At 66.3% G+C, this 20,856-nt stretch carries 20 protein-coding genes; 11 read left to right on the top strand and 9 right to left on the bottom strand.

What is annotated here, in order from left to right:
• Positions 1-203: 203 nt before the first annotated feature.
• Positions 204-1,832: a fatty-acid--CoA ligase gene (locus tag AB4Z37_RS26590; protein ID WP_441519714.1), complete on the bottom strand. Its 1,629-nt coding sequence runs from the start codon at positions 1,830-1,832 to the stop codon at positions 204-206.
• Positions 1,833-1,998: 166 nt separating this feature from the next.
• On the opposite strand from AB4Z37_RS26590, the gene AB4Z37_RS26585 reads away from it, so the two are divergent.
• Positions 1,999-3,069, top strand: coding sequence for an extensin family protein (locus AB4Z37_RS26585; protein ID WP_441519713.1), 1,071 nt, complete (start codon positions 1,999-2,001; stop codon positions 3,067-3,069).
• Between the two features lie 60 nt (positions 3,070-3,129).
• Here AB4Z37_RS26585 and AB4Z37_RS26580 read toward each other — a convergent pair whose 3' ends face one another.
• Together AB4Z37_RS26580 and AB4Z37_RS26575 are read right to left on the bottom strand one after the other, a co-directional pair.
• Positions 3,130-3,810 (bottom strand): L,D-transpeptidase, encoded by a 681-nt coding sequence (locus tag AB4Z37_RS26580; protein WP_441519712.1) that lies wholly within the window; start codon positions 3,808-3,810, stop codon positions 3,130-3,132.
• A 229-nt stretch (positions 3,811-4,039) separates the two neighbouring features.
• Positions 4,040-4,711 carry a L,D-transpeptidase gene (locus AB4Z37_RS26575; RefSeq protein WP_441519711.1) on the bottom strand — a complete coding sequence of 224 codons (672 nt, stop codon included), beginning with the start codon at positions 4,709-4,711 and terminating at the stop codon, positions 4,040-4,042.
• A 418-nt stretch (positions 4,712-5,129) separates the two neighbouring features.
• Between AB4Z37_RS26575 and AB4Z37_RS26570 the strand changes: the two genes are divergently transcribed.
• Entirely contained in the window at positions 5,130-6,104 is a 975-nt protein-coding gene (locus AB4Z37_RS26570; RefSeq protein ID WP_441519710.1) for a magnesium transporter CorA family protein, read from the top strand.
• A gap of 6 nt (positions 6,105-6,110) precedes the next feature.
• Entirely contained in the window at positions 6,111-6,755 is a 645-nt protein-coding gene (locus tag AB4Z37_RS26565; RefSeq protein ID WP_441519709.1) for an HAD family hydrolase, read from the top strand.
• Positions 6,756-7,017: 262 nt separating this feature from the next.
• Here AB4Z37_RS26565 and AB4Z37_RS26560 read toward each other — a convergent pair whose 3' ends face one another.
• Both AB4Z37_RS26560 and pdxH read right to left on the bottom strand, forming a co-directional pair.
• On the bottom strand, positions 7,018-7,773 hold the full coding sequence (locus AB4Z37_RS26560) for an SDR family NAD(P)-dependent oxidoreductase (protein WP_441519708.1): 756 nt from the start codon (positions 7,771-7,773) through the stop codon (positions 7,018-7,020).
• A gap of 81 nt (positions 7,774-7,854) precedes the next feature.
• Complete coding sequence (gene pdxH, locus AB4Z37_RS26555) at positions 7,855-8,496, bottom strand: pyridoxamine 5'-phosphate oxidase (protein WP_441519707.1); 642 nt, start codon at positions 8,494-8,496, stop codon at positions 7,855-7,857.
• A 108-nt stretch (positions 8,497-8,604) separates the two neighbouring features.
• On the opposite strand from pdxH, the gene AB4Z37_RS26550 reads away from it, so the two are divergent.
• From AB4Z37_RS26550 to AB4Z37_RS26540, 3 genes are all read left to right on the top strand, one after another.
• A complete protein-coding gene (locus tag AB4Z37_RS26550) occupies positions 8,605-9,024 on the top strand; it encodes an RT0821/Lpp0805 family surface protein (RefSeq protein ID WP_441519706.1) in 420 nt (139 codons plus the stop codon).
• Positions 9,025-9,218: 194 nt separating this feature from the next.
• A complete protein-coding gene (locus AB4Z37_RS26545; RefSeq protein WP_441519705.1) occupies positions 9,219-10,181 on the top strand; it encodes a DnaJ C-terminal domain-containing protein in 963 nt (320 codons plus the stop codon).
• A gap of 56 nt (positions 10,182-10,237) precedes the next feature.
• Positions 10,238-10,621, top strand: a complete 384-nt coding sequence (locus tag AB4Z37_RS26540; RefSeq protein WP_441519704.1) for a hypothetical protein — start codon at positions 10,238-10,240, stop codon at positions 10,619-10,621.
• Positions 10,622-10,753: 132 nt separating this feature from the next.
• Here AB4Z37_RS26540 and AB4Z37_RS26535 read toward each other — a convergent pair whose 3' ends face one another.
• Both AB4Z37_RS26535 and AB4Z37_RS26530 read right to left on the bottom strand, forming a co-directional pair.
• On the bottom strand, positions 10,754-11,518 hold the full coding sequence (locus AB4Z37_RS26535) for an anti-sigma factor family protein (RefSeq protein ID WP_441519703.1): 765 nt from the start codon (positions 11,516-11,518) through the stop codon (positions 10,754-10,756).
• A gap of 46 nt (positions 11,519-11,564) precedes the next feature.
• Entirely contained in the window at positions 11,565-12,053 is a 489-nt protein-coding gene (locus tag AB4Z37_RS26530) for a sigma-70 family RNA polymerase sigma factor (RefSeq protein WP_441519702.1), read from the bottom strand.
• A 155-nt stretch (positions 12,054-12,208) separates the two neighbouring features.
• Here AB4Z37_RS26530 and fabI point away from each other — a divergent pair, with 155 nt between their 5' ends.
• The 4 genes from fabI to AB4Z37_RS26510 all read left to right on the top strand — a co-directional run bounded on the left by fabI (position 12,209) and on the right by AB4Z37_RS26510 (position 15,485).
• The gene (fabI, locus tag AB4Z37_RS26525) at positions 12,209-13,027 is read left to right on the top strand and encodes an enoyl-ACP reductase FabI (protein WP_441519701.1); all 819 of its coding nucleotides are present in this window, start codon (positions 12,209-12,211) and stop codon (positions 13,025-13,027) included.
• Between the two features lie 21 nt (positions 13,028-13,048).
• Positions 13,049-13,648: a histidine phosphatase family protein gene (locus tag AB4Z37_RS26520; RefSeq protein WP_441519700.1), complete on the top strand. Its 600-nt coding sequence runs from the start codon at positions 13,049-13,051 to the stop codon at positions 13,646-13,648.
• Between the two features lie 127 nt (positions 13,649-13,775).
• Positions 13,776-14,864, top strand: a complete 1,089-nt coding sequence (aroC, locus tag AB4Z37_RS26515; RefSeq protein ID WP_441519699.1) for a chorismate synthase — start codon at positions 13,776-13,778, stop codon at positions 14,862-14,864.
• A 177-nt stretch (positions 14,865-15,041) separates the two neighbouring features.
• A complete protein-coding gene (locus tag AB4Z37_RS26510; RefSeq protein WP_441519698.1) occupies positions 15,042-15,485 on the top strand; it encodes a hypothetical protein in 444 nt (147 codons plus the stop codon).
• Between the two features lie 84 nt (positions 15,486-15,569).
• On the opposite strand, the gene AB4Z37_RS26505 is transcribed toward AB4Z37_RS26510, so the two are convergent.
• Both AB4Z37_RS26505 and AB4Z37_RS26500 read right to left on the bottom strand, forming a co-directional pair.
• Positions 15,570-17,252: a methyl-accepting chemotaxis protein gene (locus tag AB4Z37_RS26505; RefSeq protein ID WP_441519697.1), complete on the bottom strand. Its 1,683-nt coding sequence runs from the start codon at positions 17,250-17,252 to the stop codon at positions 15,570-15,572.
• 285 nt (positions 17,253-17,537) lie between these two features.
• Entirely contained in the window at positions 17,538-19,220 is a 1,683-nt protein-coding gene (locus tag AB4Z37_RS26500) for a methyl-accepting chemotaxis protein (RefSeq protein ID WP_441519696.1), read from the bottom strand.
• A gap of 412 nt (positions 19,221-19,632) precedes the next feature.
• Between AB4Z37_RS26500 and AB4Z37_RS26495 the strand changes: the two genes are divergently transcribed.
• A complete protein-coding gene (locus AB4Z37_RS26495) occupies positions 19,633-20,466 on the top strand; it encodes a DUF1194 domain-containing protein (protein ID WP_441519695.1) in 834 nt (277 codons plus the stop codon).
• Positions 20,467-20,856: the final 390 nt, after the last annotated feature.

The following is a 20,856-nucleotide window of genomic DNA, read 5'->3' as shown; positions in this document are numbered from 1 at the left end:
CTCCTCAGGACGAGGAGAACGGCCGGTAACGAACAGCCGGTTGAGACCATGCCTCGGCGGTAAATTCAAGCGGCGATTGGAGAAAAGGGCACGATCGCTGCTCCGCGGGGTTCGGAGCGACGGTCAGGGAGCTCCCCAAACGCATCGTGCCCGGCACATGGCCGGGCACGACGCAGGTCATCCCATGAACGAGGCCGGGCGTCTCACGCCGCCGCGGTCGGCAGCGTATAGTCCTTGAACTGGTCGCGCAGCGCCGTCTTCAGGATCTTGCCGGTCGCGGTATGGGGGATCGCGGTGACGAAGGTGACGTCGTCCGGCATCCACCACTTGGCGATCTTGCCGTCCATGTAGCTGAGGATCTCCTCGCGCGTCGCGGTCTGGCCGTCCTTGAGCTGGATGATCAGCAGCGGCCGCTCGTCCCATTTGGGGTGCGCGACGCCGATCACCGCGGCTTCCGCCACCTTGGGATGGCCGACCGCGAGATTTTCCAGATCGATCGACGAAATCCACTCGCCGCCGGACTTGATCACGTCCTTGGAGCGGTCGGTGATCCTCATGTAGCCGGCCTCGTCGATGGTGGCGACGTCGCCGGTGTCGAAATAACCCTCGCCATCGAGGATGTTGCCGTCGACGCGATAGTAGGCCTTCGCCACCGCCGGACCGCTGACCTTGAGGCGGCCGAAGGTCTTGCCGTCCCACGGCAGCTCCTTGCCTTCGTCGTCGGTGATCTTCATCTCGACGCCGAACGGCGGGTAGCCCTGCGTCTGCAGCACGTCGAGCTTCTTGTCGCCTTCCAGCTTGTCGAACGGCGGCTTCAGCGCGGCGAGCGTGCCGATCGGGCTCATCTCGGTCATGCCCCAGGCATGGCGCGAGTCGATGCCCATGTCGGCGAACGTCTTGATCATCGAGCGCGGCATCGCCGAGCCGCCGCACACCACCAGCTTGAGATGCGGCAGCGACAGCTTGTTGGCGGCCATGTGGTTGAGCAGCATCAGCCACACCGTCGGCACGCCGGCGGTGATCGTCACCTTCTCGGTGTCCATCAGCTCATAGACCGAGGCGCCGTCGAGCTTGGCGCCGGGCATCACCAGCTTGGTTCCCATCGACGGCGCGGAGAACGCGATGCCCCAGCTGTTGGCATGGAACAGAGGCACCACCGGCAGCATTGTGTCGTTGGCGCTGGCGCCGAGCGAGTCCTTGGTGTTGGCCATCAGTGCGTGGAGCACGTTGGAACGATGCGAATACAGCACGCCCTTGGGATCGCCGGTGGTACCGGAAGTGTAGCACATCGCCGCCGCGGTGTTCTCATCGAACTCCTTCCAGGCGAAGTTGCCGTCGACCTCGGCGATCCAGTCCTCATAGGCGATCGCGTTCTTCAGCGTGGTCTGCGGCATGTGTGCCTTGTCGGTGAGCACGACATAGCGCTCGACGCTCGGCAGGCTGGTCGCGATCTTCTCCAGGATCGGGACGAAGGTCAGGTCGGTGATGACGATGCGGTCCTGAGCGTGGTTGACGATCCAGGCGATCTGGTCCGGAAACAGCCGCGGGTTCACGGTGTGGCAGACGGCGCCGATGCCCATGATGCCGTACCAGCACTCGAGATGTCGCCAGGTGTTCCAGGCGATGGTGGCAACGCGGTCACCGAACTTGATGCCGTCGCGGTCGAGGCGTTGCGCGACATTGAGCGCGCGGGTTCGAATCTCGGCGTAGGTGGTGCGATGGATCGGCCCTTCCACCGAGCGGGTCACGACCTCCTGGCTGCCATGGACCCTGGCGGCGTGATCGATGATCCGATGGCACAGCAACGGCCAGTCCTGCATCAAGCCAAGCATCCGGTGTCTCCTCCTCACAGATCGGTTTTTACTGTCCCCGATGCTTATTCCGCTTCGCCGGAAAATGCTCTAGGGGATTGCGATGAAGTCTAGCGCGGACCGGGTCGGTCGCAAATGGCCATCTGGCCGAAAGTCCTGCGGCGAAAGGACAATACGCCCTTTTGCGGTGCTGGTTTGGGTGCTGTTCGGCGTGCTGCCCGTGGCGGCGCGCAGCGACGTGCCGCTGCCCCGGCCGCGTCCGGCGGCCGCGCCCGCCCGGCCGGCGATCGATGCCGCGGCGGACAAGTCTGCCGCAGCCGAGACGCCAGTGGACGAGGCGAAGGCGGGGGACGGCGAGGCGGCGGCCCCGTCCGACGTCCGGCCGGGCGACAAGCCGAGCGCCAGGACAGGGGCGGCCACCGCTCCGGCCGTGCCGCCGCAGTCGCCCTGCCGCATCGCGCTGACGGAGGAGGTCGCGATCGCGCCGAGCATCGCGCCGATCCGCGGTCCTGGCGCCTGCGGCGGCGAGGACCTGGTGCGGCTCGAGGCCGTGGTGCTCGGCGGCGGCCGGCGCGTCGCGGTCAAGCCGGCGGCGATCCTGCGCTGTCCGATGGCGCGGGCGATCGCCGACTGGGTGCGCGGCGACATTGCGCCGCTCGCGGAGCGGCTCGGCACCATGGCGAGCGAGATCGACAACTTCGACTCGTTCGAGTGTCGTGGTCGCAACCGCGTCGCCGGCGCCAAGCTGTCCGAGCATGGCCGCGCCAATGCGCTCGACGTGCGCGGCCTGCGGCTGGCGAGCGGTCGTTTCATTTCGCTGACCGACCGCGGTGAGCCGCGTGCGGTGCGCGAGGAGGTGTTGCGCTCGGTGTGTGCGCGCTTCGCCACCGTGCTTGGGCCGGGCTCGGACTGGTACCACGAGGACCACATCCATCTCGACCTCGCCGAGCGGCGCGGCGGTTATCGGACGTGCCAGTGGGACGTCTATGATCCGCTGCCTGCCGTGGCCCCGCTCATGCCCGCGGAGCGGCCGCCGGAGGCGCCGCCGCGAGAGGTCGCCGAAACCCGCGGAGCGGCTGGCGCAGCGGCGCGCGAGGCCGGGCAGGGCGCCCCTGAGGCACGGCAGCCCGAAGCCCCGGCCGGGGCTGAGGTGGAGGAGCCCGAGGCGGGCGAGCCGGCCGCGGCGCCGCCGGTGCCTGCTCCCGCGAAGAAGTCTGCAGAACGGCCCGCACGTAAGCGCATGCCGCGGTCGCCTTAAGGGCAAAAAAAAGCGCCGGGGCGGCCCCGGCGCTCTTTTATTCAACCTCGCTTGCGCGGCTCAGTACGGCGAGCTGGCCGGGCCCTGCAGTGCGAGCTTGGGGTTGGTCGGCGAGTCGCCATGCTTGGGCTCGAGCACCACGACGACGCTGTTCATCTTCACCCGGCTGTAGAGGTCGATGACGTCCTCGTTGGTCATGCGGATGCAGCCCGACGAGATCGAGGCGCCGATGTACTCCGGCTGGTTGGTGCCATGGATGCGGAACAGGGTGTCCTTGTTGCCCTGGTAGAGATAGAGAGCGCGCGCGCCGAGCGGGTTGTCGATGCCGCCGGCGACCTGCTGCGGCAGGCCTTCGATGCGCTTGTGGATATCAGCGGTCGGCGTCCACTTCGGCCATTCCTGCATGTTGCCGACGCGGGCGACGCCGGAGAACGCCAGGGCTTCCTCGCCGACGGTCACGCCGTAGCGGAGCGCCTTGCCGCCTTCGAGCACGTAGTAGAGGTAGTGGTTGTCGGAATCGACCAGGATCGAGCCCGGCGCTTCCTTGCGATGGTAGTCGACAATGGCGCGGCGGTAAGGCTCGGGGACCGCGACCTTGGCGTAGCGCGCTTTCGCCAGCTGGTCCTTGTCACGCGAGGTCAGGCTGGCCTCGGGGGCCTTCTCATACACGGTGGCCTGCATGCAGCCCGCGAGCATCAGGCTCGCGCACACCAGACCCAGCTTCACTCCGAAAGACGCCATCAGTTCATTCCCAGCAAATCGACTTTTCACAAGTCATTATAGATGTTCGTACCTGCGCGTGCCGTCTCTTCCAGGTGCGACCGCTGCGCGCAGTCGGCATCGCACCAAACCATCCTGCGGGCGTCACAGCCGTGCCGTGACACCGTCGCCTGCAGCCCTGTCGCCTGGATTGCGCAAGCCGCTGATATCCACGGGCGGGGCCGCCCGCGTTGCCTCCGAGCCCTCCGGCTCAGTAGCTCGCGCCGCCTTGCAGCGCCAACTTCGGATTGTAGGGCGAGTCGCCCTGCTTCGGCTGCAGCACGACCACGACCGTGCCAAGCTTGACGCGGTTGTAGAGGTCGATGACGTCCTCGTTGGTCATGCGGATGCAGCCCGACGAGATCGAGGCGCCGATATATTCCGGCTGGTTGGTGCCGTGGATCCGGAACAGCGTGTCCTTGCCGCCCGAATAGAGGTACAGCGCCCGTGAGCCCATCGGATTGTCCGGACCGGGCGCCACGAAGGTCGGCACGCCGAGCCGTTCGATTTCGCCCTTGGTCGGATGCCATGCCGGCCATTCGGTCATGCTGCCGACCTTGGCGACACCGGACCACGCCATGGCCTCTTCGCCGACGGTGATGCCGTAGCGGATCGCCTTGCCGCTATCGAGGACGTAGTAGAGGTAATGGTTGTCGGAATCCACCAGGATCGAGCCGGGCGCTTCCTTGCGGTGATAGTCCACAATGGCGCGCCGGAACGGCTCGGGCACCTGAACCTTCTGGTAGCTGACCTTGGCGAGATAGTCCTTGTCCCGCGGCTTGAAGTTCGCCTCGGAGGTCTTCTCGAAGGTGGTGGCCTGCATGCAGCCGGCCAGCATCACGCTGGCGGCGACAATTCCCAGTTTGGATCCGAGCGACGGCATCTCAGTTCCCGTTGAATTCCCACGCAATCTCGCGGGATGGGCAGCCCCCAGCCGCCGATTCCGGATGACAGTGATTATCGCATGTGGCTGCGGCAATTCCACTCATTCCCTCGCTCTTGGGCCATGCGGCGAAGCACCTGTGGCATTTTTGCCGCGGGTTTTTCAGGCTCTGCCGTGCGATTGGGCAAGTTGCCGGCACCGGCAAGCCACTGTCACCTGTGCGTCGCAAAACAATGCTGTTGAACCGGCGCCCCCCGGGGGGCGGCGAGGCGCGGCAGGGGCCGCGTTGCTGTTGCACGAATCGCGGTGATTTGCGCTTTGACGGGGAGGGAGCCGCGCGAAACGGCGGTGCCATGGTGCCGCGTCTGCATCGCGCGGGGCCGCGCCGACGGGCGGGGCGCGGGGAGAAGGATTTGCGATGCTGACAGCTTTCGTCCCGGCCGCGGGCACGCTCCAGAAATTCGACGACGTCAGCCTCGACACGCTGCCGCCGGAGGCGGTGTGGATCGACCTGAAGACGCCGTCGCCCGGCGAGGACAAGGCGGTCGAGAAGCTGGTCGGGATCGAGATCCCGACCCGCGAGGACATGCAGGAGATCGAGATCTCCAGCCGTCTCTACATCGAGAATGGGGCGCGCTACATGACCGCGACGCTGATGTGCGCAGCCGATTCCGGCTCCCCGCGCACCACGCCGGTATCGTTCATCCTCACCGACCATCGTCTCGTCACCGTGCGCTATGACGAGCCCAAGCCGTTTCCGCTCGTGGCGGCCAAGCTCGCCCGCGGCTGTTCGGCCCACATCACCGGCGACACCGTGCTGATTGATCTGCTCGACGCGGTGATCGATCGCAACGCCGACATCCTCGAGCGCGCCGGCGCCGACGTCGACAGCGTCAGCAACCAGATCTTCGAGCCCTCGGCGGATCGCGGCCACGCCCGGACCTATTCCCAGATCCTGCTGTTCATCGGCAAGAAGGGCGACCTCGTCTCCAAGGTGCGCGAGAGCCTGGTGTCGATCGGCCGCGTGCTGTCGTTCCTGGCGGTCGAGACCGACAATGGCCGCTGGAGCAAGGAACAGAAGGCGATGTTCAAGACCATGCAGCGCGACGTGCACTCGCTGACCGACCACGCCTCGTATCTCTCCAACAAGATCCAGTTCGTGCTCGACGCCATGCTGGGTGTCGTCAACCTCGAGCAGAACAACATCATCAAGCTGTTCTCGGTGATGGCGGTGGTGCTGATGCCCCCGACCCTGATCGCCTCGATCTACGGCATGAACTTCAAGGCGATGCCCGAGCTCGAATGGTCGATCGGCTATCCCGTGGCGCTCGCCGCCATGGTGCTCGCCGCGGTGCTGCCCTACCTGTTCTTCAAGTGGAAGAAGTGGCTTTAGGCGCCGATGGACACGGTTTTCTTCGATCTCGACGGCACGCTGACCGATCCCAAGCCCGGCATCACCCGTTCGATCCAGTACGCGCTGCGCAGGCTCGACCGCGCCGTGCCGTCCGAGGACGACCTGACCTGGTGCATCGGGCCGCCGTTGCGCGCGAGCTTCGTCAAGCTGCTCGGCGGCGAGGAATTCGCGGACCGTGGTGTCGAGCTCTATCGCGAGCGTTTCGCCGACACCGGCCTCTATGAGAACGCGGTCTATCCCGGCATCGAGCCGACGCTGTCGGCGCTGCAGGCGGTCGGGTTCTCGCTGTTCGTCGCCACCAGCAAGCCGCGGGTGTTCGCCGAGCGCATCATCGATCACTTCGGCCTGCGCAGCTATTTTGCGCGGGTGTTCGGCTCGGAGCTCGACGGCACGCGCGTCGACAAGGGCCACCTGCTGGCCTATGCGATCCAGGAGACCGGCGTCGATCCGGCCCGTGCGGTGATGATCGGTGATCGCAGCCATGACATCGTTGGCGCCGCCAAGAACGCCATCCGCGCCATCGGCGTCACCTATGGCTATGGCAGTGTCGTCGAGCTGACGGAGGCAGGCGCCGCGAGCCTGTGCGCATCGCCGGAAGACGTGCTCGATCGCCTGATGGGCTGGCGCTGAGGGGGCGTCGGCAGTCGACGCGCTCCAGCATCACAAGTATCTGTTGGAAGCGCTCCTTCCTCATGGTGAGGAGGCGCATCAGCGCCGTCTCGAACCATGAGGCCGGCGTTGCGTCACGGGCCTCATGGTTCGAGACGCAGGCTTCGCCTGCTCAGGATGAGGGGCGTGTGAGGAGCGGATGCTTGGATGCCTTGCACTTCCTGCCGGATCGCCGCTGCGCGGCGTCCGGAATGACGGAGAAGCGAGACGCTGACCGCCGCCGTCAGACGTGCTGGCCGCCGTTGATGTGGATCTCGGCGCCGTTCACGTAGGAGCTGGTCTCGGTGCACAGCACGTAGATGATCTTCGCCACCTCGTCGGGGGTGCCGAGGCGATGCATCGGGATCTGGCTCTCGACGATCTTCTCGGTGCCCGGGGAGAGGATCGAGGTGTCGATCTCGCCCGGCGCGATGGCGTTGACGCGGATGCCGACGCGGCCGAAGTCGGAGGCCATCTCGCGGGTCAGCGCCGCGAGCGCCGCCTTCGAGGTGGCATAGGCCGCGCCCGCGAACGGATGCACCCGCGAGCCGGCGATCGAGGTGACGTTCACCACCGAGCCCTTTGCGGCCTTCAGTTCGGTGATCAGGCCGCGCGCCAGCATGATCGGTGCCATGAAGTTGACGCGGAACACCTTCTCCCAGGTCTCCATGTCGGTGTCGAAGGTGCCGAGCCGCGCGCCGCCCGGCGCTTTCGGCGAGATCGCGGCATTGTTGACCAGCGCATGCAGCTCACCGGTCTCGAGCCGGGAGCGGATCTCCTGGATCGCCTCGAGCGTGTTCTCGGGGTTCGACAGGTCGACCTGGATGTGATCCTCGGGGCCGGCGTCCCACGGGCACTGCTCGGGGAACGGATGGCGCGAGCAGGTGATCACCCGCCAGCCGGCGCTGGAGAAGCGGATCACGGTGGCATGGCCGATGCCGCGGCTCGCGCCGGTCAGGAGCAGGGTGCGGCGGGGGGCGTTGGAGGCGGAGCTGGGCATCGGGATCTCGTCTAAGCGCGGTCAGCGGGCGAGGTGAAGCTGCGGGGGGCGGCGGCGTCGGTTCGCGGGCCCCGCGTTCTGTCAGGGATAGAGCCGGATCTTGCTCCAGTCCGCGTCCAGCGTGGCGCGGCGGAACTCGATCCGGTCATGGAGGCGGAACGGGCGATCGTGCCAGAATTCGATTGTCAGCGGTGCGATCCGGAAGCCGCTCCAGCCCGGCGGTCGCGGCACGGATCCGATCAGGTGCTTTGCGCCCTCGCGGGCGATGGCCTGCTCGAAGGCGAAACGGCTCTCCAGCGGCTGCGACTGCTTGCTCGCCCAGGCGCCGATCTGCGCCTGGCGGGGCCGGGTCGCGAAGTAGGCATCGGCTTCGGCATCGGTCACCGTGCTGACGGTGCCGCGGACACGGACCTGGCGGCGCAGCGACTTCCAGTGAAACACCAGCGCGGCCTTCGGTGTGGCGGCGAGCTCCACGCCCTTCTGGCTGGCGAGGTGGGTGTAGAACACGAAGCCGTCGGCATCGAAGCCCTTGAGCAGCACCATGCGCACGTCCGGCAGGCCGTCCGCGTCGACGGTTGCCAGCGCCATGGCGTTGGGATCGTTGGGCTCGGACGCGGTGGCCTCCTTAAGCCATTCCGAAAACAGCGCAAATGGTTCCTGCGCGGCCGTAAAATCACTCCGCGTTAACCGATCCTGGTGTTCGATGGAGGGCGCGTCAGTCATCGTATGGAGTACCTGGGGTTGCCTTTGCCAGCGTTTGGAAACGCATGTCGGTCCCTATATAGGGGATGCAAGGGCGATCGCCTATCGGCGACGCAGCGCGGGGTTGCGTTGATCGTCGCGGTGCTGATCGGCGCGGGCGCCGGCGGCTGCTCGTTCCGGATGAGCCAGACGCCGGAGGTCAAGGCCGATGGGGTCGATATCTCCGACGTGACCGGATCGATCGCGCCCGCCGTCGTCGTGGAGGAGGGGCCGACCGAGAGTGACCTGGCGTTCGCCCGCAACGCCGCCTCGGACGTGCTGACCCGCGGCGACAAGAATTCGAGCCAGCCCTGGGAGAACCCCGGAACCGGCGCTCGCGGCTCGGTGACCCCGCTGGCCAGCTCCTATACCAGCGACGGCCGCACCTGCCGGGACTTCCTGGCGAGCTATGTCAACGGCAAGTCGGAAGCCTGGCTGCAGGGCGAAGCCTGCCGGGCGGGCGCAGGGCGGTGGGAGATTCGCTCGATGCAGCGGTGGAAACGCAGTTGAGCGGCCGCCGCAGCCGTTGCAAAAATGCCACGGACGTCCCACATGAAGGCCAGCCGGGCCGTTGCTGTCCCGGTTCTGATATTCACCTCGGGCATTCGCGAGGAGACTCGCGGCTATACTGAAGCGAATGTCGGATCCACCACACGAGGCCCGAATCCAGGCCTTGAAGTCACTTCCCGAAGGAGACGAGACGAATGCGCGACCCCTATGAGGTCTTGGGGGTGCAGCGAAGCGCCAGCGCTGCCGATATCAAGAGCGCGTTTCGCAAACTCGCCAAGAAGCATCACCCCGACGCCAACAAGAACGATCCCAAGGCGGCCGCCCGGTTCGCCGAGGTGAACACCGCCAACGAAATCCTGGGCGACGAGGACAAGCGCAAGCAGTTCGACCGCGGCGAGATCGACGCCGAGGGCAAGCCGCGCTTCCAGGGCTTTCCCGGTGGCGGGCGGGCCGGCGCGGGACGTGCGGGTGGCTTCGAGTACAGTTTCCGCCCCGGCGAAGGCGGGGCCGGCGGCGGCTCGTTCGAGGACATTCTCAGCAGCATGTTCGGCGGCGCTGCGGCCGGGACGCGTGGCGGCGGCGGCCGTGGCGGCGCGCGCACATTCGAGTTCGACGGGCCGTTCGGTGGTCCCGATCTCGACCTCAGCGTCACCATGAGCATATCGCTCGAGGAGAGTGTCAATGGCGGCGAGAAGCGCGTGCGGCTGCCGACTGGCAAGGAACTCAATGTCCGGATCCCGAAAGGGGTCACCTCGGGCCAGCAGATCCGCCTGAAAGGGCAGGGCGAGAGCGCGCCCGGCCATCCGCCCGGCGACGTGCTGATCACGCTGACGATCGCGCCGCACCCGCTGTTCAAGGTCGATGGCGACGATCTGCGCCTCGATCTGCCGATCACGCTCTATGAGGCGGTGCTCGGCGGCAAGGTGCGCGTGCCGACACTCGATGGCGCGGTGGAGCTGTCGGTGCCGAAGAACACATCGAGCGGCCGCACCTTCCGCCTCAAGGGCAAGGGCATGCCGAAGGGGCAGGGCAGCAATGGTGACCTGTTTGTGATGATGCGAATCGCGCTGCCGGACGGTGCGGACGCGGAACTGGAAGCGCTGATGCAGAAATGGCGCAGCCAGCATCCCTATCATCCGCGCAGCGACATTGCGTGAGTTGTGCACACCATCGGCAATTTCTTGCAACCAGCTGATGGTTTGACGACATCTTCGTGCGTGCTGCGTTGAAGTGGCACGCGCGAAATGCTGGCAATTCGCGCGCGAAGCGTTATATCGAGGGCATGACTGACAAGCCTTCGACCCCCGATCAAGCATCTCGCGCCGACAAGCAGCAGGCGGCCTCCGCCGAGGCGGCAAAGGCGCTTGCCGAATATGAGCTGCGCGCCGTCGCCGTGCGCCAGAACATGGAGCGTCTGCGCGCGCTTCGCCTCGCCAAGGAAGCAGAGGAGGCTGCGCGCGCGCCTGCTGCGCCTGCCCGCAAGCGGGCGGCGTCGTCTTCGCGCAGCGTGAAGGGCAAGGCTGAGTCCGCGAAATCGAAGTCGGTTCCGTTGTCACAGTGGCTGGCATCCCAGCGTGAGAGCGGCCGCTCGAACTAAGCCGCCCAGCGTCAGCGCATGATGCGGGCCGGCCGTTCGGCTAACCTGTCGCGCCGGCCGCGTGGCCACCATCCGGAATGACACATCGCTGTTCCGTCGCCCGCTGCGCGCAGGCGACAGCGATGTTGCGCGTCAGCGCGTTTCGAGTTCCGCGTAGGCCGCCGCTGCCACGGTCTTCATCTTGTCCTTGTTGGCCGGACCGCTGATGACCCAGCCGAAATCGTCCTGTGTCCACTGCACCGAGGCGGTGCTGCCGCTCTCCTTGTAGAGCAGTGCGGTGGTCGGGGCCTTGAGCGGCGTGCAGTACAGCGTCACGCGCTCGCCCGACGGCGCCTCGTACATGAACAGCGCTGCCGGCGCGGTGATGCCGGGCAGCAGCCGGCCGCCCAGCAGCCTCAGGTCGAACTTCGTCAGGTCGGGCGCGCGCAACGTGGTGCCGACGCGGCGCGACAGCCAGGGCAGCAGGTGATCCTCGCTGCCGCTGACCTCGATCGGATGGCGGACCTCGCCGGTGTAGAGCCGGTGGGCGGTGACCGCTTCGTCGCGCAGCGCGTCGATCGGCTTGATCTCGTTGGCCCATGCATTGCGTGCCATCCAGCCTGCGCCGCTGCCGATCACGAAGGCGAGCAGCACGGCGGCGACGGCGCCCCAGATCAGACGGCGCGGCCGCGCCACCAGGCGGTCGAGCTCGAGCCGCTGCGGCACCGGCTCGTCGGCCACGGCGCCGTAGCGCTGGTTCAGCGCATCGCCGAGCGCGCGCCACGCCCGGATCCGTTCGGCGTCTTCAGGATGCGCCGAAAGCCACGCCTGCACCGCCTGACTGCGCTCCGCGGGCAGCTCGTTGTCGACATAGGCATGCAATTCGTCTTCGGTGACGGGAATATCGTGGTCGGTCATCGTCGTCGTCTCTGTCCAGAACGTTGCGGCATCGTCGGTGTCGCCGTCATTTGACGCGGCGCAGCGCCGGCTTCTTGCCGTCGAGGTATGATTTGACATGGGCGCGGGCGCGCGCGAGGCGTGACATCACCGTGCCGATCGGCACGCCCTGGATGTCGGCGACCTCGCGATAGCTCAAGCCCTCCAGCACCACCAGCAGCAGCACCGCGCGCTGGTCTTCCACCAGCGTCGCCAGCGCTTCCGCGATGTCGCGTCCTTCGGCTTCGGTGCCGCTGGCGTCGATGGCGGTGTCGATCAATGTCGTCATCGGTGGCCTGCGCGCCAGCGAGCGGCGGCGGTTGCGGTTGAGATTGGTCAGGATGGTGTACAGCCAGCTGCGCAGGTCGCCGCCGACGAACAGCCGCTCGGACCGCAATGCCCGCACCAGCGTATCCTGCACGAGGTCGTCGGCGATTTCGCTGTCCCGGGTCAGCGCGCGGGCATAGCGGCGCAGCGCCGGGATCAGCGTCTCGATGCTCTGACGAAATGCGCTCATGGCTGTGTCATGACCGATCCGATGGTCGAACCTTACCTCACAGAACACCAGAAAGTTGCGTCTATTCCGCCGCTTAGTCGCAATCCGCGGTTGAAGCCCCCTGCCGCCTGTGTCATGGAAAGGCCCGGTCCGAAAGGATAAGGATTTGTGACACTATGACGAATATGTCGGGTCTGATGAAGGGCAAGCGGGGCATCATCCTCGGCGTGGCCAACAACCGCTCCATCGCGTTCGGCATTGCCAGGGCGTGCCGCGCCGCCGGTGCGGAACTGGCGCTGACCTGGCAGGGCGATGCGCTGAAGAAGCGTGTCGAACCGCTGGCCGCCGAACTCGGCGCGGTGCTGCTCGGCCACTGCGACGTCACGGATCCCGCGACCATCGATGCGGTGTTCGATGCCGCGAAGGCGCAGTGGGGCAAGATCGATTTTGTCGTGCACGCGATCGCGTTCTCCGACAAGGACCAGCTCGACGGCCGCTACATCGAGACCACCGCCGACAATTTCTCCAAGACCATGCTGATCAGCTGCTACTCGCTGACCGCGGTGGCGCAGCGCGCCGAGAAGCTGATGACCGATGGCGGCTCGATCATCACGCTGACTTACTATGGCGCCGAGAAATGGATGCCGCACTACAACGTCATGGGTGTCGCCAAGGCGGCGCTGGAGGCGTCGGTGCGCTATCTCGCCGCCGACCTCGGCGAGAAGAACATCCGCGTCAACGCCGTCTCCGCCGGCCCGATCAAGACGCTGGCCGCCGCCGGCATCGGCGACTTCCGCTACATTCTGAAGTGGAACGAGTACAACGCGCCGATGCGGCGCACGGTGACCATCGAGGACGTCGGCGACAGCGCGCTCTATCTGCTCTCGGACATGTCGCGCGGCGTCACCGGCGAAGTGCATCATGTCGATGCCGGCTACCATGTGGTCGGCATGAAGCGGCCCGACGCGCCGGACATCGCGCTCGGCAAGGATTGAGCGTGAAGGCCTGACGTCGCAATGCCCGGACCCATCATCTATTACATTCGCCACGGCCAGACCGCATGGAACGCGGCTGGCCGCTTCCAGGGCAGCCAGGACATTCCGCTGAACGACATCGGGCGCGGCCAGGCGGTGCAGTCAGGCCGCATTCTCGGTCGACTGCTCAGCCGCGACGCGCGGGCGGCGGCGGAGCTGCCTTATGTGGCGAGCCCGCTCGGCCGGGCGCGGCAGACCATGGAGCTGCTGCGCGCCACCCTCGAGCTGCCGCCGGAAACCTATGCGATCGACCCGCGGCTCCGGGAGATCGCGTATGGTCGCTGGGAAGGCGCGACGCTGCCGGAGATGCAGGCCTCCGATCCCGAGATCTTCGCCAGCCGCCAGATCGACAAGTGGGGCGTGCCGCCGCCGGGCGGCGAGAGCTATGCGGCGGTGACCGAACGCATGCGCGACTGGCATGCCTCGCTGACCGCCGACACGGTCGTCGTCGCCCATGGCGGCACCGCGCGGGCGCTGATGGTCGCGCTCGGCACCGAGACGCCGGAAAGCGCCCCCGAGATCGCGATCGAGCAGGGTGTGGTCTACGTGTTCGCCGACGGCGCCTGCAGCAAGCACGGTTGAACCGTCGTCACGGGATTGGACCCGCGGGGCGGGGCTATTTGACCCCCGTGGCCCTGCGCGCTACGAGACAGGACCGGTTCCGGCCCGCGTGGCCGGCCTGACCTCAAAGCGGATCGGTCCACCCACGATGTCGTTCAACACCTTCGGCCAGCTGTTTCGCGTCACCACCTTCGGCGAAAGCCACGGGCCGGCGATCGGCTGCGTGGTCGATGGCTGCCCGCCCCAGATCCCGCTGACCGTCGCGGAGATCCAGCACGATCTCGACCGCCGCCGTCCCGGGCAGTCGCGCTTCACCACCCAGCGCCAGGAGGCGGATGCGGTGAAAATCCTGTCCGGCGTGCTGGTCAAGGACGACACCTCCGAGCAGGTCACCACGGGGACGCCGATCGCGCTGCTGATCGAGAACACCGACCAGCGCTCCAAGGACTATTCCGACATCAAGGACAAGTTCCGTCCGGGCCATGCCGACTTCACCTATGAGGCGAAGTACGGCCTGCGCGACTATCGCGGCGGCGGCCGCTCCTCGGCACGCGAGACCGCGACCCGCGTCGCCGCCGGCGCCATCGCCCGCAAGGTCATCGCCGGCATGACCGTGCGCGGCGCGCTGGTGCAGATGGGGCCGCACAAGATCAATCGCGACAACTGGGACTGGGACCAGGTCGATCAGAACCCGTTCTTCTGCCCCGACAAGGACAGCGCCGCGTTCTACGCCGACTATCTCGACGGCATCCGCAAAAGCGGCTCGTCGATCGGCGCCGTGATCGAGGTGGTGGCCGAGGGCGTGCCGGCGGGGCTCGGCGCGCCGATCTACGGCAAGCTCGACAGCGACCTTGCCGCGGCGCTGATGAGCATCAACGCGGTCAAGGGCGTCGAGATCGGCGCCGGCTTCGATGCCGCCGCACTCACCGGCGAGGAGAACGCCGATGAGATGCGGATGGGCAACAACGGTCCGGTGTTCACCGCGAACCATGCCGGCGGCATCCTCGGCGGCATCTCGACCGGGCAGGCCGTCGTCGCGCGCTTTGCGGTCAAGCCGACGTCCTCGATCCTGACGCCGCGGCGCACCATCGATCGCAAGGGCGGTGAGACCGAAATCCTCACCAAGGGCCGGCACGACCCCTGCGTCGGCATCCGCGCCGTGCCGGTGGGCGAGGCGATGGTCGCCTGCGTGCTCGCCGATCACCTGCTGCGGCATCGCGGCCAGGTCGGGCACTGACTGCTCGGTCGGCCCGATCGCGCCAGCGGGCGGCTGCGCTGACATTCTCTCCTCGTCTTCCGTTTTCGGCCGTGCCTGGTGGCGCGAACAACCGTCCGTGATCTCCACCCCCGCGAAATAATGCTGGCACGGCGGTGTTCACATCGTGCGGGGCGTTGGATCACGGAGGGTGATGTCATGATCAGAAAGATCACGATCGTTCTCGCGATGACTGCCGCGATCAGTGTCGCTGTCGTTCCCGCGGCCGCGCTGGCGCGCGGCATGGGCGGCGGAGGCTTCCACGGCGGAGGCGGCTTCCATGGTGGTGGTTTTCATGGCGGTGGCTTCCATGGTGGCGGGTTCGCGGGCTTCCACGGCGGGGGCTTCCACGGCGGCAGCTTCGCCATGATGGGCGGCGGGGTCGGCCATCCGATGGCCTGGCATGGTTTTGCCGGCCCCAGATGGACCGGCATGCACGGCTTCCACCATCATCACTTCCGGCGCTTCGCGCCGTTCGCGATCGGCTTCGCCGGGCCGTACGGCTATTGGGACACGCCCTACTACGACGACAGTTGCTACCAGGTGCGGCGGGTGCCGACGCGCTATGGCTGGCGTTGGCGTGAGGTCTATGTCTGTTACTGAGCGCGGCCGGCTGTCCTTCTTTAAAAAAAATCGGCGGCTCAGGGAGCCGCCGATCTCGTGCCTTGATCCGTGATGGCGGCCTGATCAGGCCGCGCGAACGTTGGTCAGGAACTTCTCGACTTCCATCTTGAGGCGGCCGCTGTCGGTCGCCAGCATCTGCGCCGACGACAGCACCTGGCTCGAGGCGGATCCGGTCTCGCCAGCGCCGCGGCTGACGTCGTTGATGTTGCCGGCAAGGCTGTTGCTGCGCTGCGCGGCGTGCTGGATGTTGCGCGAGATTTCCTGGGTCGCGGCGCCCTGTTCCTCGACCGCCGCTGCGATGGTGGAGGAGATTTCCGAGATCAGGTTGATGGTCGAGCTGATCTCGCGGATGCTGTCCACCGAGATTTCGGTGGCCGACTGGATGCCGCTGATCTGCTGGCTGATCTCCTCGGTGGCCTTCGAGGTCTGCGCGGCCAGCGCCTTGACCTCGGATGCCACCACCGCGAAGCCGCGGCCGGCGTCACCGGCGCGGGCGGCCTCGATGGTGGCGTTGAGCGCCAGCAGGTTGGTCTGTTCGGCGACGGCGCTGATCAGCTTGATCACGTCGCCGATGCGCGCGGCGGCCTGGGTCAGCTCGGTGATGCTGCCGTCGGTCTTCTGCGCCTGCCGAACGGCTTCGCCGGCGACGCGGCTCGCTTCCTGCACCTGGCGGCTGATCTCCTGTACCGACGAGGTGATCTCCTCGGTGGCGCTGGCGACCGACTGCACGTTGCTGGAGACATCCTGCGAAGTCACGGCGGCTTCGTTGGAGATGCGGCCGGTGGCTTCCGCGGTGTTGGTCAGGGTGTCGGCGGCGGCCTCGAGTTCGGTCGAGGACGACGACAGCGAGCCGACCAGCTCGCCGATCACGGTCTCGAACGTGCGGGTAATGGTGTCGACGCGCTGACCGCGCGCGATCTTGGCTTCGGCTTCCACTGCCGCGGCAGCATCGGCATCGCGCTTGGCGATCAGCGCGTCCTTGAAGATCTGCAGGGTGTCGGCCATCTGGCCGATTTCGGTGTTCTCGCCCTGGTGCGGCACGTTGGCGGTGAGGTCGCCCGCGGACAACGCGCGCATCGGCGAGATGATCGAGGCAATGCCGTGCGACACGTCGCGGATCAGGTAGAAACCGACGGCGATGCCGGCGACGATCGCCGCGAGCAGCATGCCGATCAGCGTCTTGAACGCCAGCGAGAACGAGTTCGACGAATCCAGCGCTGCCGCGTCGGCACCGCGATTGTTGAGGTCGACGTCCTTCTGCAGCACCTCGTCCGCCTTCAGGCCGATCGGATTGGCCTTGCTGGTGTTGAGATCACGCGCGGTCGTGAAGTCTTCCTTGCGCGAGACGGTGATCAGGCTGGCGACCTCGGCGGTGTAGGATGCCCACAGCTTGCCGAACTCGTCATACAGCGCCTTCTCCTCGGGCGAGGTGATCATCGGCTCGTAGGCCCTGCGGCTCTTCTCGATGTTCTCGGCGACGGTCACCAGCAGCTTTTCCTGCGCGGCCTTGCCGGCCTCGTCGGTCGCCATGATGTGCGAACGCACGACGATGCGGTAGGTGATGGTGTTCGCCCGCAGCTCGCCCAATACGCGGACGCTCGGCAACCAGTTGGTCTGAATGTCGATGGTGCTGGCGTTGATGGCGTTCATCTGCCGGATCGCGAAGGCGCCCATGCCGCTCATGATGAGCAGCAGGACCGCGATGACCGCTGTGATCTTGGTGCGAATGGAGAGCTTGGAGAACATCGAAAGCGTCCTTGGAGACAAGCTGGCTATACCCGGCCGGATGCATCCATCCGGCGGTGTCGCTGGCATGCGGGGTGTGGGGGAGCAGTTCCAGTCGGAGCCTGAAGCTTCCAGCCTGAGCCTTGAGCTTGGTCATCCGCGGGTTGGAGTGTTAATCAATTAGCTAAAATCTTGGTAAACGGCATCTGCTTACCGAAGGTTGAAAACAGCCGCGGATTCCCAGTTGATGGGAATCCGCGGCTGTTTTTGGCAACGAAGCTGTCGCGAGGCTATCCAGGAGAAAAATTATGCGGCGCGTACCGCCTGCAGGAAACGGTCGACCTCGCTCTGCAGCCGCGTGCTCTCCACCGACAGCGACTGCGCCGCCGTGAGCACCTGGCTCGATGCCGAGCCGGTTTCGTTGGTGCCCCTGTTCACTTCGCTGACGTCGCCGGCGACCTGAATGCTGAGCCGTGCCGAGTTCTGCACGTTCCGCGCGATTTCTTGCGTTGCTGCACCCTGTTCCTCGACCGCGGATGCGACCGCCGCCGAGATTTCCGAGATCAGCGTGATGGTCTCACCGATCTTCTTGATGTTGCCGACGGACTCCCGCGTCGCGGAACGCATGCTGTCGATCTGCGCGGTGATCTCGTCGGTCGCCTTGGCGGTCTGCGATGCCAGCGCCTTGACCTCGGAGGCGACGACGGCGAAGCCGCGCCCGGCTTCGCCGGCACGGGCTGCTTCGATCGTGGCGTTGAGCGCGAGCAGGTTGGTCTGCTCCGCGACCGCGGTGATCAGCTTGATGACGTCGCCAATGCGGCTGGCCGCGTTCGAGAGCTCCATGATGCTGGTGTCGGTCTGTTCGGCCTGGCGCACGGCATCGCCGGCGACGCGGCTCGCCTCCTGCACCTGGCGGCTGATCTCGCGCACCGACGACGAGATTTCCTCGGTCGCGCTCGCCACCGACTGCACATTCTCCGACACTTCGTGGGAAGCGGAGGCCGCCGAGCCCGACAGGCGCTGCGTCAGGTCCGAGGTCTGGGTCAGCGTTCCCGCGGAGGCTTCCAGTTCGGTGGCGGCCGATGCCAGTGCCTGCACCGTGTTGCCGATCATCGCTTCGAAGTTGCGGGTGATCTGGTCGATCTTGTGCGCCCGCGCGACCTTCTCGGCAGCATCCGTCGCGGCCGCGGCATCGGCAGCTTTCTTTGCCACTAGCGCATCCTTGAACACCTGCAGCCTGTCGGCGATCTGGCCGATCTCGGTGCGCTCGCCCTGGTGTGGAACAACGGCATCGAGGTCGCCCTCGGCGAGGGCCTGCATCGGCATGATCACCGACCGGATGCCACTGGCGATGTCGCGGACGAGGTAGATCGCAGCCCACAGGCTGAGCAGGATCGCCACCGCCAGCGTCCCGAGCAGCACCCGCGCCGCCAGCGTATAGTCGCTGTCAGCAGCCTGTCCTGCGGTCTCCGCGCCCTTGTCGTTGAGAGCCACGAGTTTGGCGAGCACCGCGTCCATCGCCCGTCCGGGCGGGGTTGCCTTGTCGGCGTTGGCAATGGCGGCCTGGGCGATCTCGCCCTTCTTCGCAAGCTCTGCGACCTCGCTCGCTGCCCGGCGGTAGTCCTGCCACAGCTTGTTCAGCTCGTCATAGAGCGCGCGTTCCTCGGCGCTGGTGATGAGCGTCTGATACTTGGCCGCGGCGCGCTCGAATTCCTGGATGCGGTCGTCGAGCAGCTTGTCGATGCCGCTCTTGGCCTTCGGATCGGTGATCAGCATGTGGTCGCGCAGGATGGCGCGGTAGCGCGCCGACTGCACCCGCAGTTCGCCGAGCCAGCGCACGCTCGGCAGCCAGTTGGTCTGGATGTCCTGGGTCGCACTGTTGATGGCGCGCATCTGGAAGAAGGCGAACAGCCCCATGAATGTCATCGCGAGAAACAGGAACGAGACGACGGTGATGATCTTGGATCGGATCGAGAGCTTGGCGAGCATTTCTGGCGGCGTCCTTGAAACTTCAGACAAACGCCTGCGGCCACGGAAGTGGTGCACGGCGTTGGGGGGAGCAGTCGCGGACCGGCGGATGGCGCGGTCTTCAGTTCCAGTCGAGCCGGTGTCTCGCGGCGCCGGTGCATCGACCGGTTCAGCGCGCAGCCTGTCAGGCACTGCGCTCCGGGGCCGGCCATCATTGACCGGGGCTGGAGACGTCGGGATCGCGCCTAAATCTTGAGCAGCTCAACATGAATTGTTTGTAAATATTTCTATAAATTACGGTATTAAAATACAGCTGAGGTTGAATTTTATCCGCATCTCGCACTCTGCAATAAGATTTTCCTCCCACGGAATGTTGCTTGGCCGGACGCCGGGCGACATGCGACGATCCGGTGTCAACGACGGGAGGGCCGCCATGCGCTGGATCTCGATCGCAGCCGCCGTGATCGCGAGCGCGATCACCAGCGCGGACGTCGCCGGGGTGGCTGCGCCAGCACCGCTTCCTGTCGCCGACAAGGGCGAGCTGCCGGCGGTCGATGTCGAGCTCGTGCTTGCGGTCGATGTCTCCTATTCGATGGACATGGACGAGCTGGCGCTGCAGCGCGAGGGCTATGCGCTTGCCATCACCTCGACTGATTTCCTGCAGGCGCTGAAGACCGGACCGAACGGCAAGGTGGTGGTGACCTATTTCGAATGGGCTGCGTCCAACGACCAGAAGGTCATCATTCCCTGGCGGGTGGTCGACGGTCCGGAATCGGCGGATGCGGTGGCTGCGGAAATTCTCAAGGCGCCGTTGCGCCGGGCGTCGCGCACCTCGATCTCGGGCGCGATCAACTTCGCCGTGCCGCTGTTCGAGCAGAGCGGCTATCGCGGCCTGCGCCGTGTCATCGACATCTCCGGCGACGGGCCGAACAACAACGGCATTCCGGTGACGGTGGCGCGCGATGCGGCGCTGGAGAAAGGCATCGTCATCAACGGCCTGCCGATCATGCTCAAGGAGCCGTCCTACTCGACGATGGATATCGAGAACCTTGATTTCTACTACGAGGACTGCGTCATCGGCGGCGCCGGCTCGTTCGTGGTGCCGATCAAGACGCGCGAGAAATTCAAGGAGGCGATCCGCACCAAGCTCACGCTCGAGGTGGCGGGACGCGAACCCGAGCCGCAGGCCATTCCCGTCGCGGCCAGCGCACCGCGCATCACCTGCATGATCGGTGAACAGCTCTGGCAGGATCGCTGGGGGCGGTGACCCGTGCGATCGTCTTTCGGAGCGCATGCGCGATGAGGAAAGCGCGCGCGCTCCTGTTGGATTGACTGGCCGTCTTGATGCGCACCGGCGCCGCGACGATCACCTCCCGGGGCGCGGGCGTTTCAGCCCCTGAAGCGCGCCATCGTCTCCATGATGCAGCCTGGGCGGCAGTCTCGGCCGCGTAAGCGGGCCGCTCGGGATGCCATCACTGTTAGCTGATTGTCACAATTTGTTTTTATGGTCCGCCGCCGCAGGAGCCGATGAGCCGCAGCATGGATCTGCGGTTGGTCAGGCCGTTTCCTCGGGCAGGAATCCAAAGATGGCGGCGCACGTCGTTTGATGCGCTGAGAAATCGGGCTGCGGTCGGGTCATGGTGGGATGTGGGCGCGC

It is taken from the genome of Bradyrhizobium sp. 2TAF24 (assembly GCF_052115025.1).
Taxonomy (GTDB): Bacteria; Pseudomonadota; Alphaproteobacteria; order Rhizobiales; family Xanthobacteraceae; genus Bradyrhizobium_A.
This window is presented reverse-complemented; position numbering and strand designations above follow the sequence as displayed.

What these genes read in the sequence shown, in the direction of transcription:
- AB4Z37_RS26590 (WP_441519714.1), bottom strand. Translation starts at nt 1,832, where the DNA reads ATGCTTGGCTTGATGCAGGACTGGCCGTTGCTGTGCCATCGGATCATC.
- AB4Z37_RS26580 (WP_441519712.1), bottom strand. Translation starts at nt 3,810, where the DNA reads ATGGCGTCTTTCGGAGTGAAGCTGGGTCTGGTGTGCGCGAGCCTGATG.
- AB4Z37_RS26575 (WP_441519711.1), bottom strand. Translation starts at nt 4,711, where the DNA reads ATGCCGTCGCTCGGATCCAAACTGGGAATTGTCGCCGCCAGCGTGATG.
- AB4Z37_RS26570 (WP_441519710.1), top strand. Translation starts at nt 5,130, where the DNA reads ATGCTGACAGCTTTCGTCCCGGCCGCGGGCACGCTCCAGAAATTCGAC.
- AB4Z37_RS26565 (WP_441519709.1), top strand. Translation starts at nt 6,111, where the DNA reads ATGGACACGGTTTTCTTCGATCTCGACGGCACGCTGACCGATCCCAAG.
- AB4Z37_RS26560 (WP_441519708.1), bottom strand. Translation starts at nt 7,773, where the DNA reads ATGCCCAGCTCCGCCTCCAACGCCCCCCGCCGCACCCTGCTCCTGACC.
- pdxH (WP_441519707.1), bottom strand. Translation starts at nt 8,496, where the DNA reads ATGACTGACGCGCCCTCCATCGAACACCAGGATCGGTTAACGCGGAGT.
- AB4Z37_RS26545 (WP_441519705.1), top strand. Translation starts at nt 9,219, where the DNA reads ATGCGCGACCCCTATGAGGTCTTGGGGGTGCAGCGAAGCGCCAGCGCT.
- AB4Z37_RS26535 (WP_441519703.1), bottom strand. Translation starts at nt 11,518, where the DNA reads ATGACCGACCACGATATTCCCGTCACCGAAGACGAATTGCATGCCTAT.
- AB4Z37_RS26530 (WP_441519702.1), bottom strand. Translation starts at nt 12,053, where the DNA reads ATGAGCGCATTTCGTCAGAGCATCGAGACGCTGATCCCGGCGCTGCGC.
- fabI (WP_441519701.1), top strand. Translation starts at nt 12,209, where the DNA reads ATGACGAATATGTCGGGTCTGATGAAGGGCAAGCGGGGCATCATCCTC.
- AB4Z37_RS26520 (WP_441519700.1), top strand. Translation starts at nt 13,049, where the DNA reads ATGCCCGGACCCATCATCTATTACATTCGCCACGGCCAGACCGCATGG.
- aroC (WP_441519699.1), top strand. Translation starts at nt 13,776, where the DNA reads ATGTCGTTCAACACCTTCGGCCAGCTGTTTCGCGTCACCACCTTCGGC.
- AB4Z37_RS26510 (WP_441519698.1), top strand. Translation starts at nt 15,042, where the DNA reads ATGATCAGAAAGATCACGATCGTTCTCGCGATGACTGCCGCGATCAGT.
- AB4Z37_RS26505 (WP_441519697.1), bottom strand. Translation starts at nt 17,252, where the DNA reads ATGTTCTCCAAGCTCTCCATTCGCACCAAGATCACAGCGGTCATCGCG.
- AB4Z37_RS26500 (WP_441519696.1), bottom strand. Translation starts at nt 19,220, where the DNA reads ATGCTCGCCAAGCTCTCGATCCGATCCAAGATCATCACCGTCGTCTCG.
- AB4Z37_RS26495 (WP_441519695.1), top strand. Translation starts at nt 19,633, where the DNA reads ATGCGCTGGATCTCGATCGCAGCCGCCGTGATCGCGAGCGCGATCACC.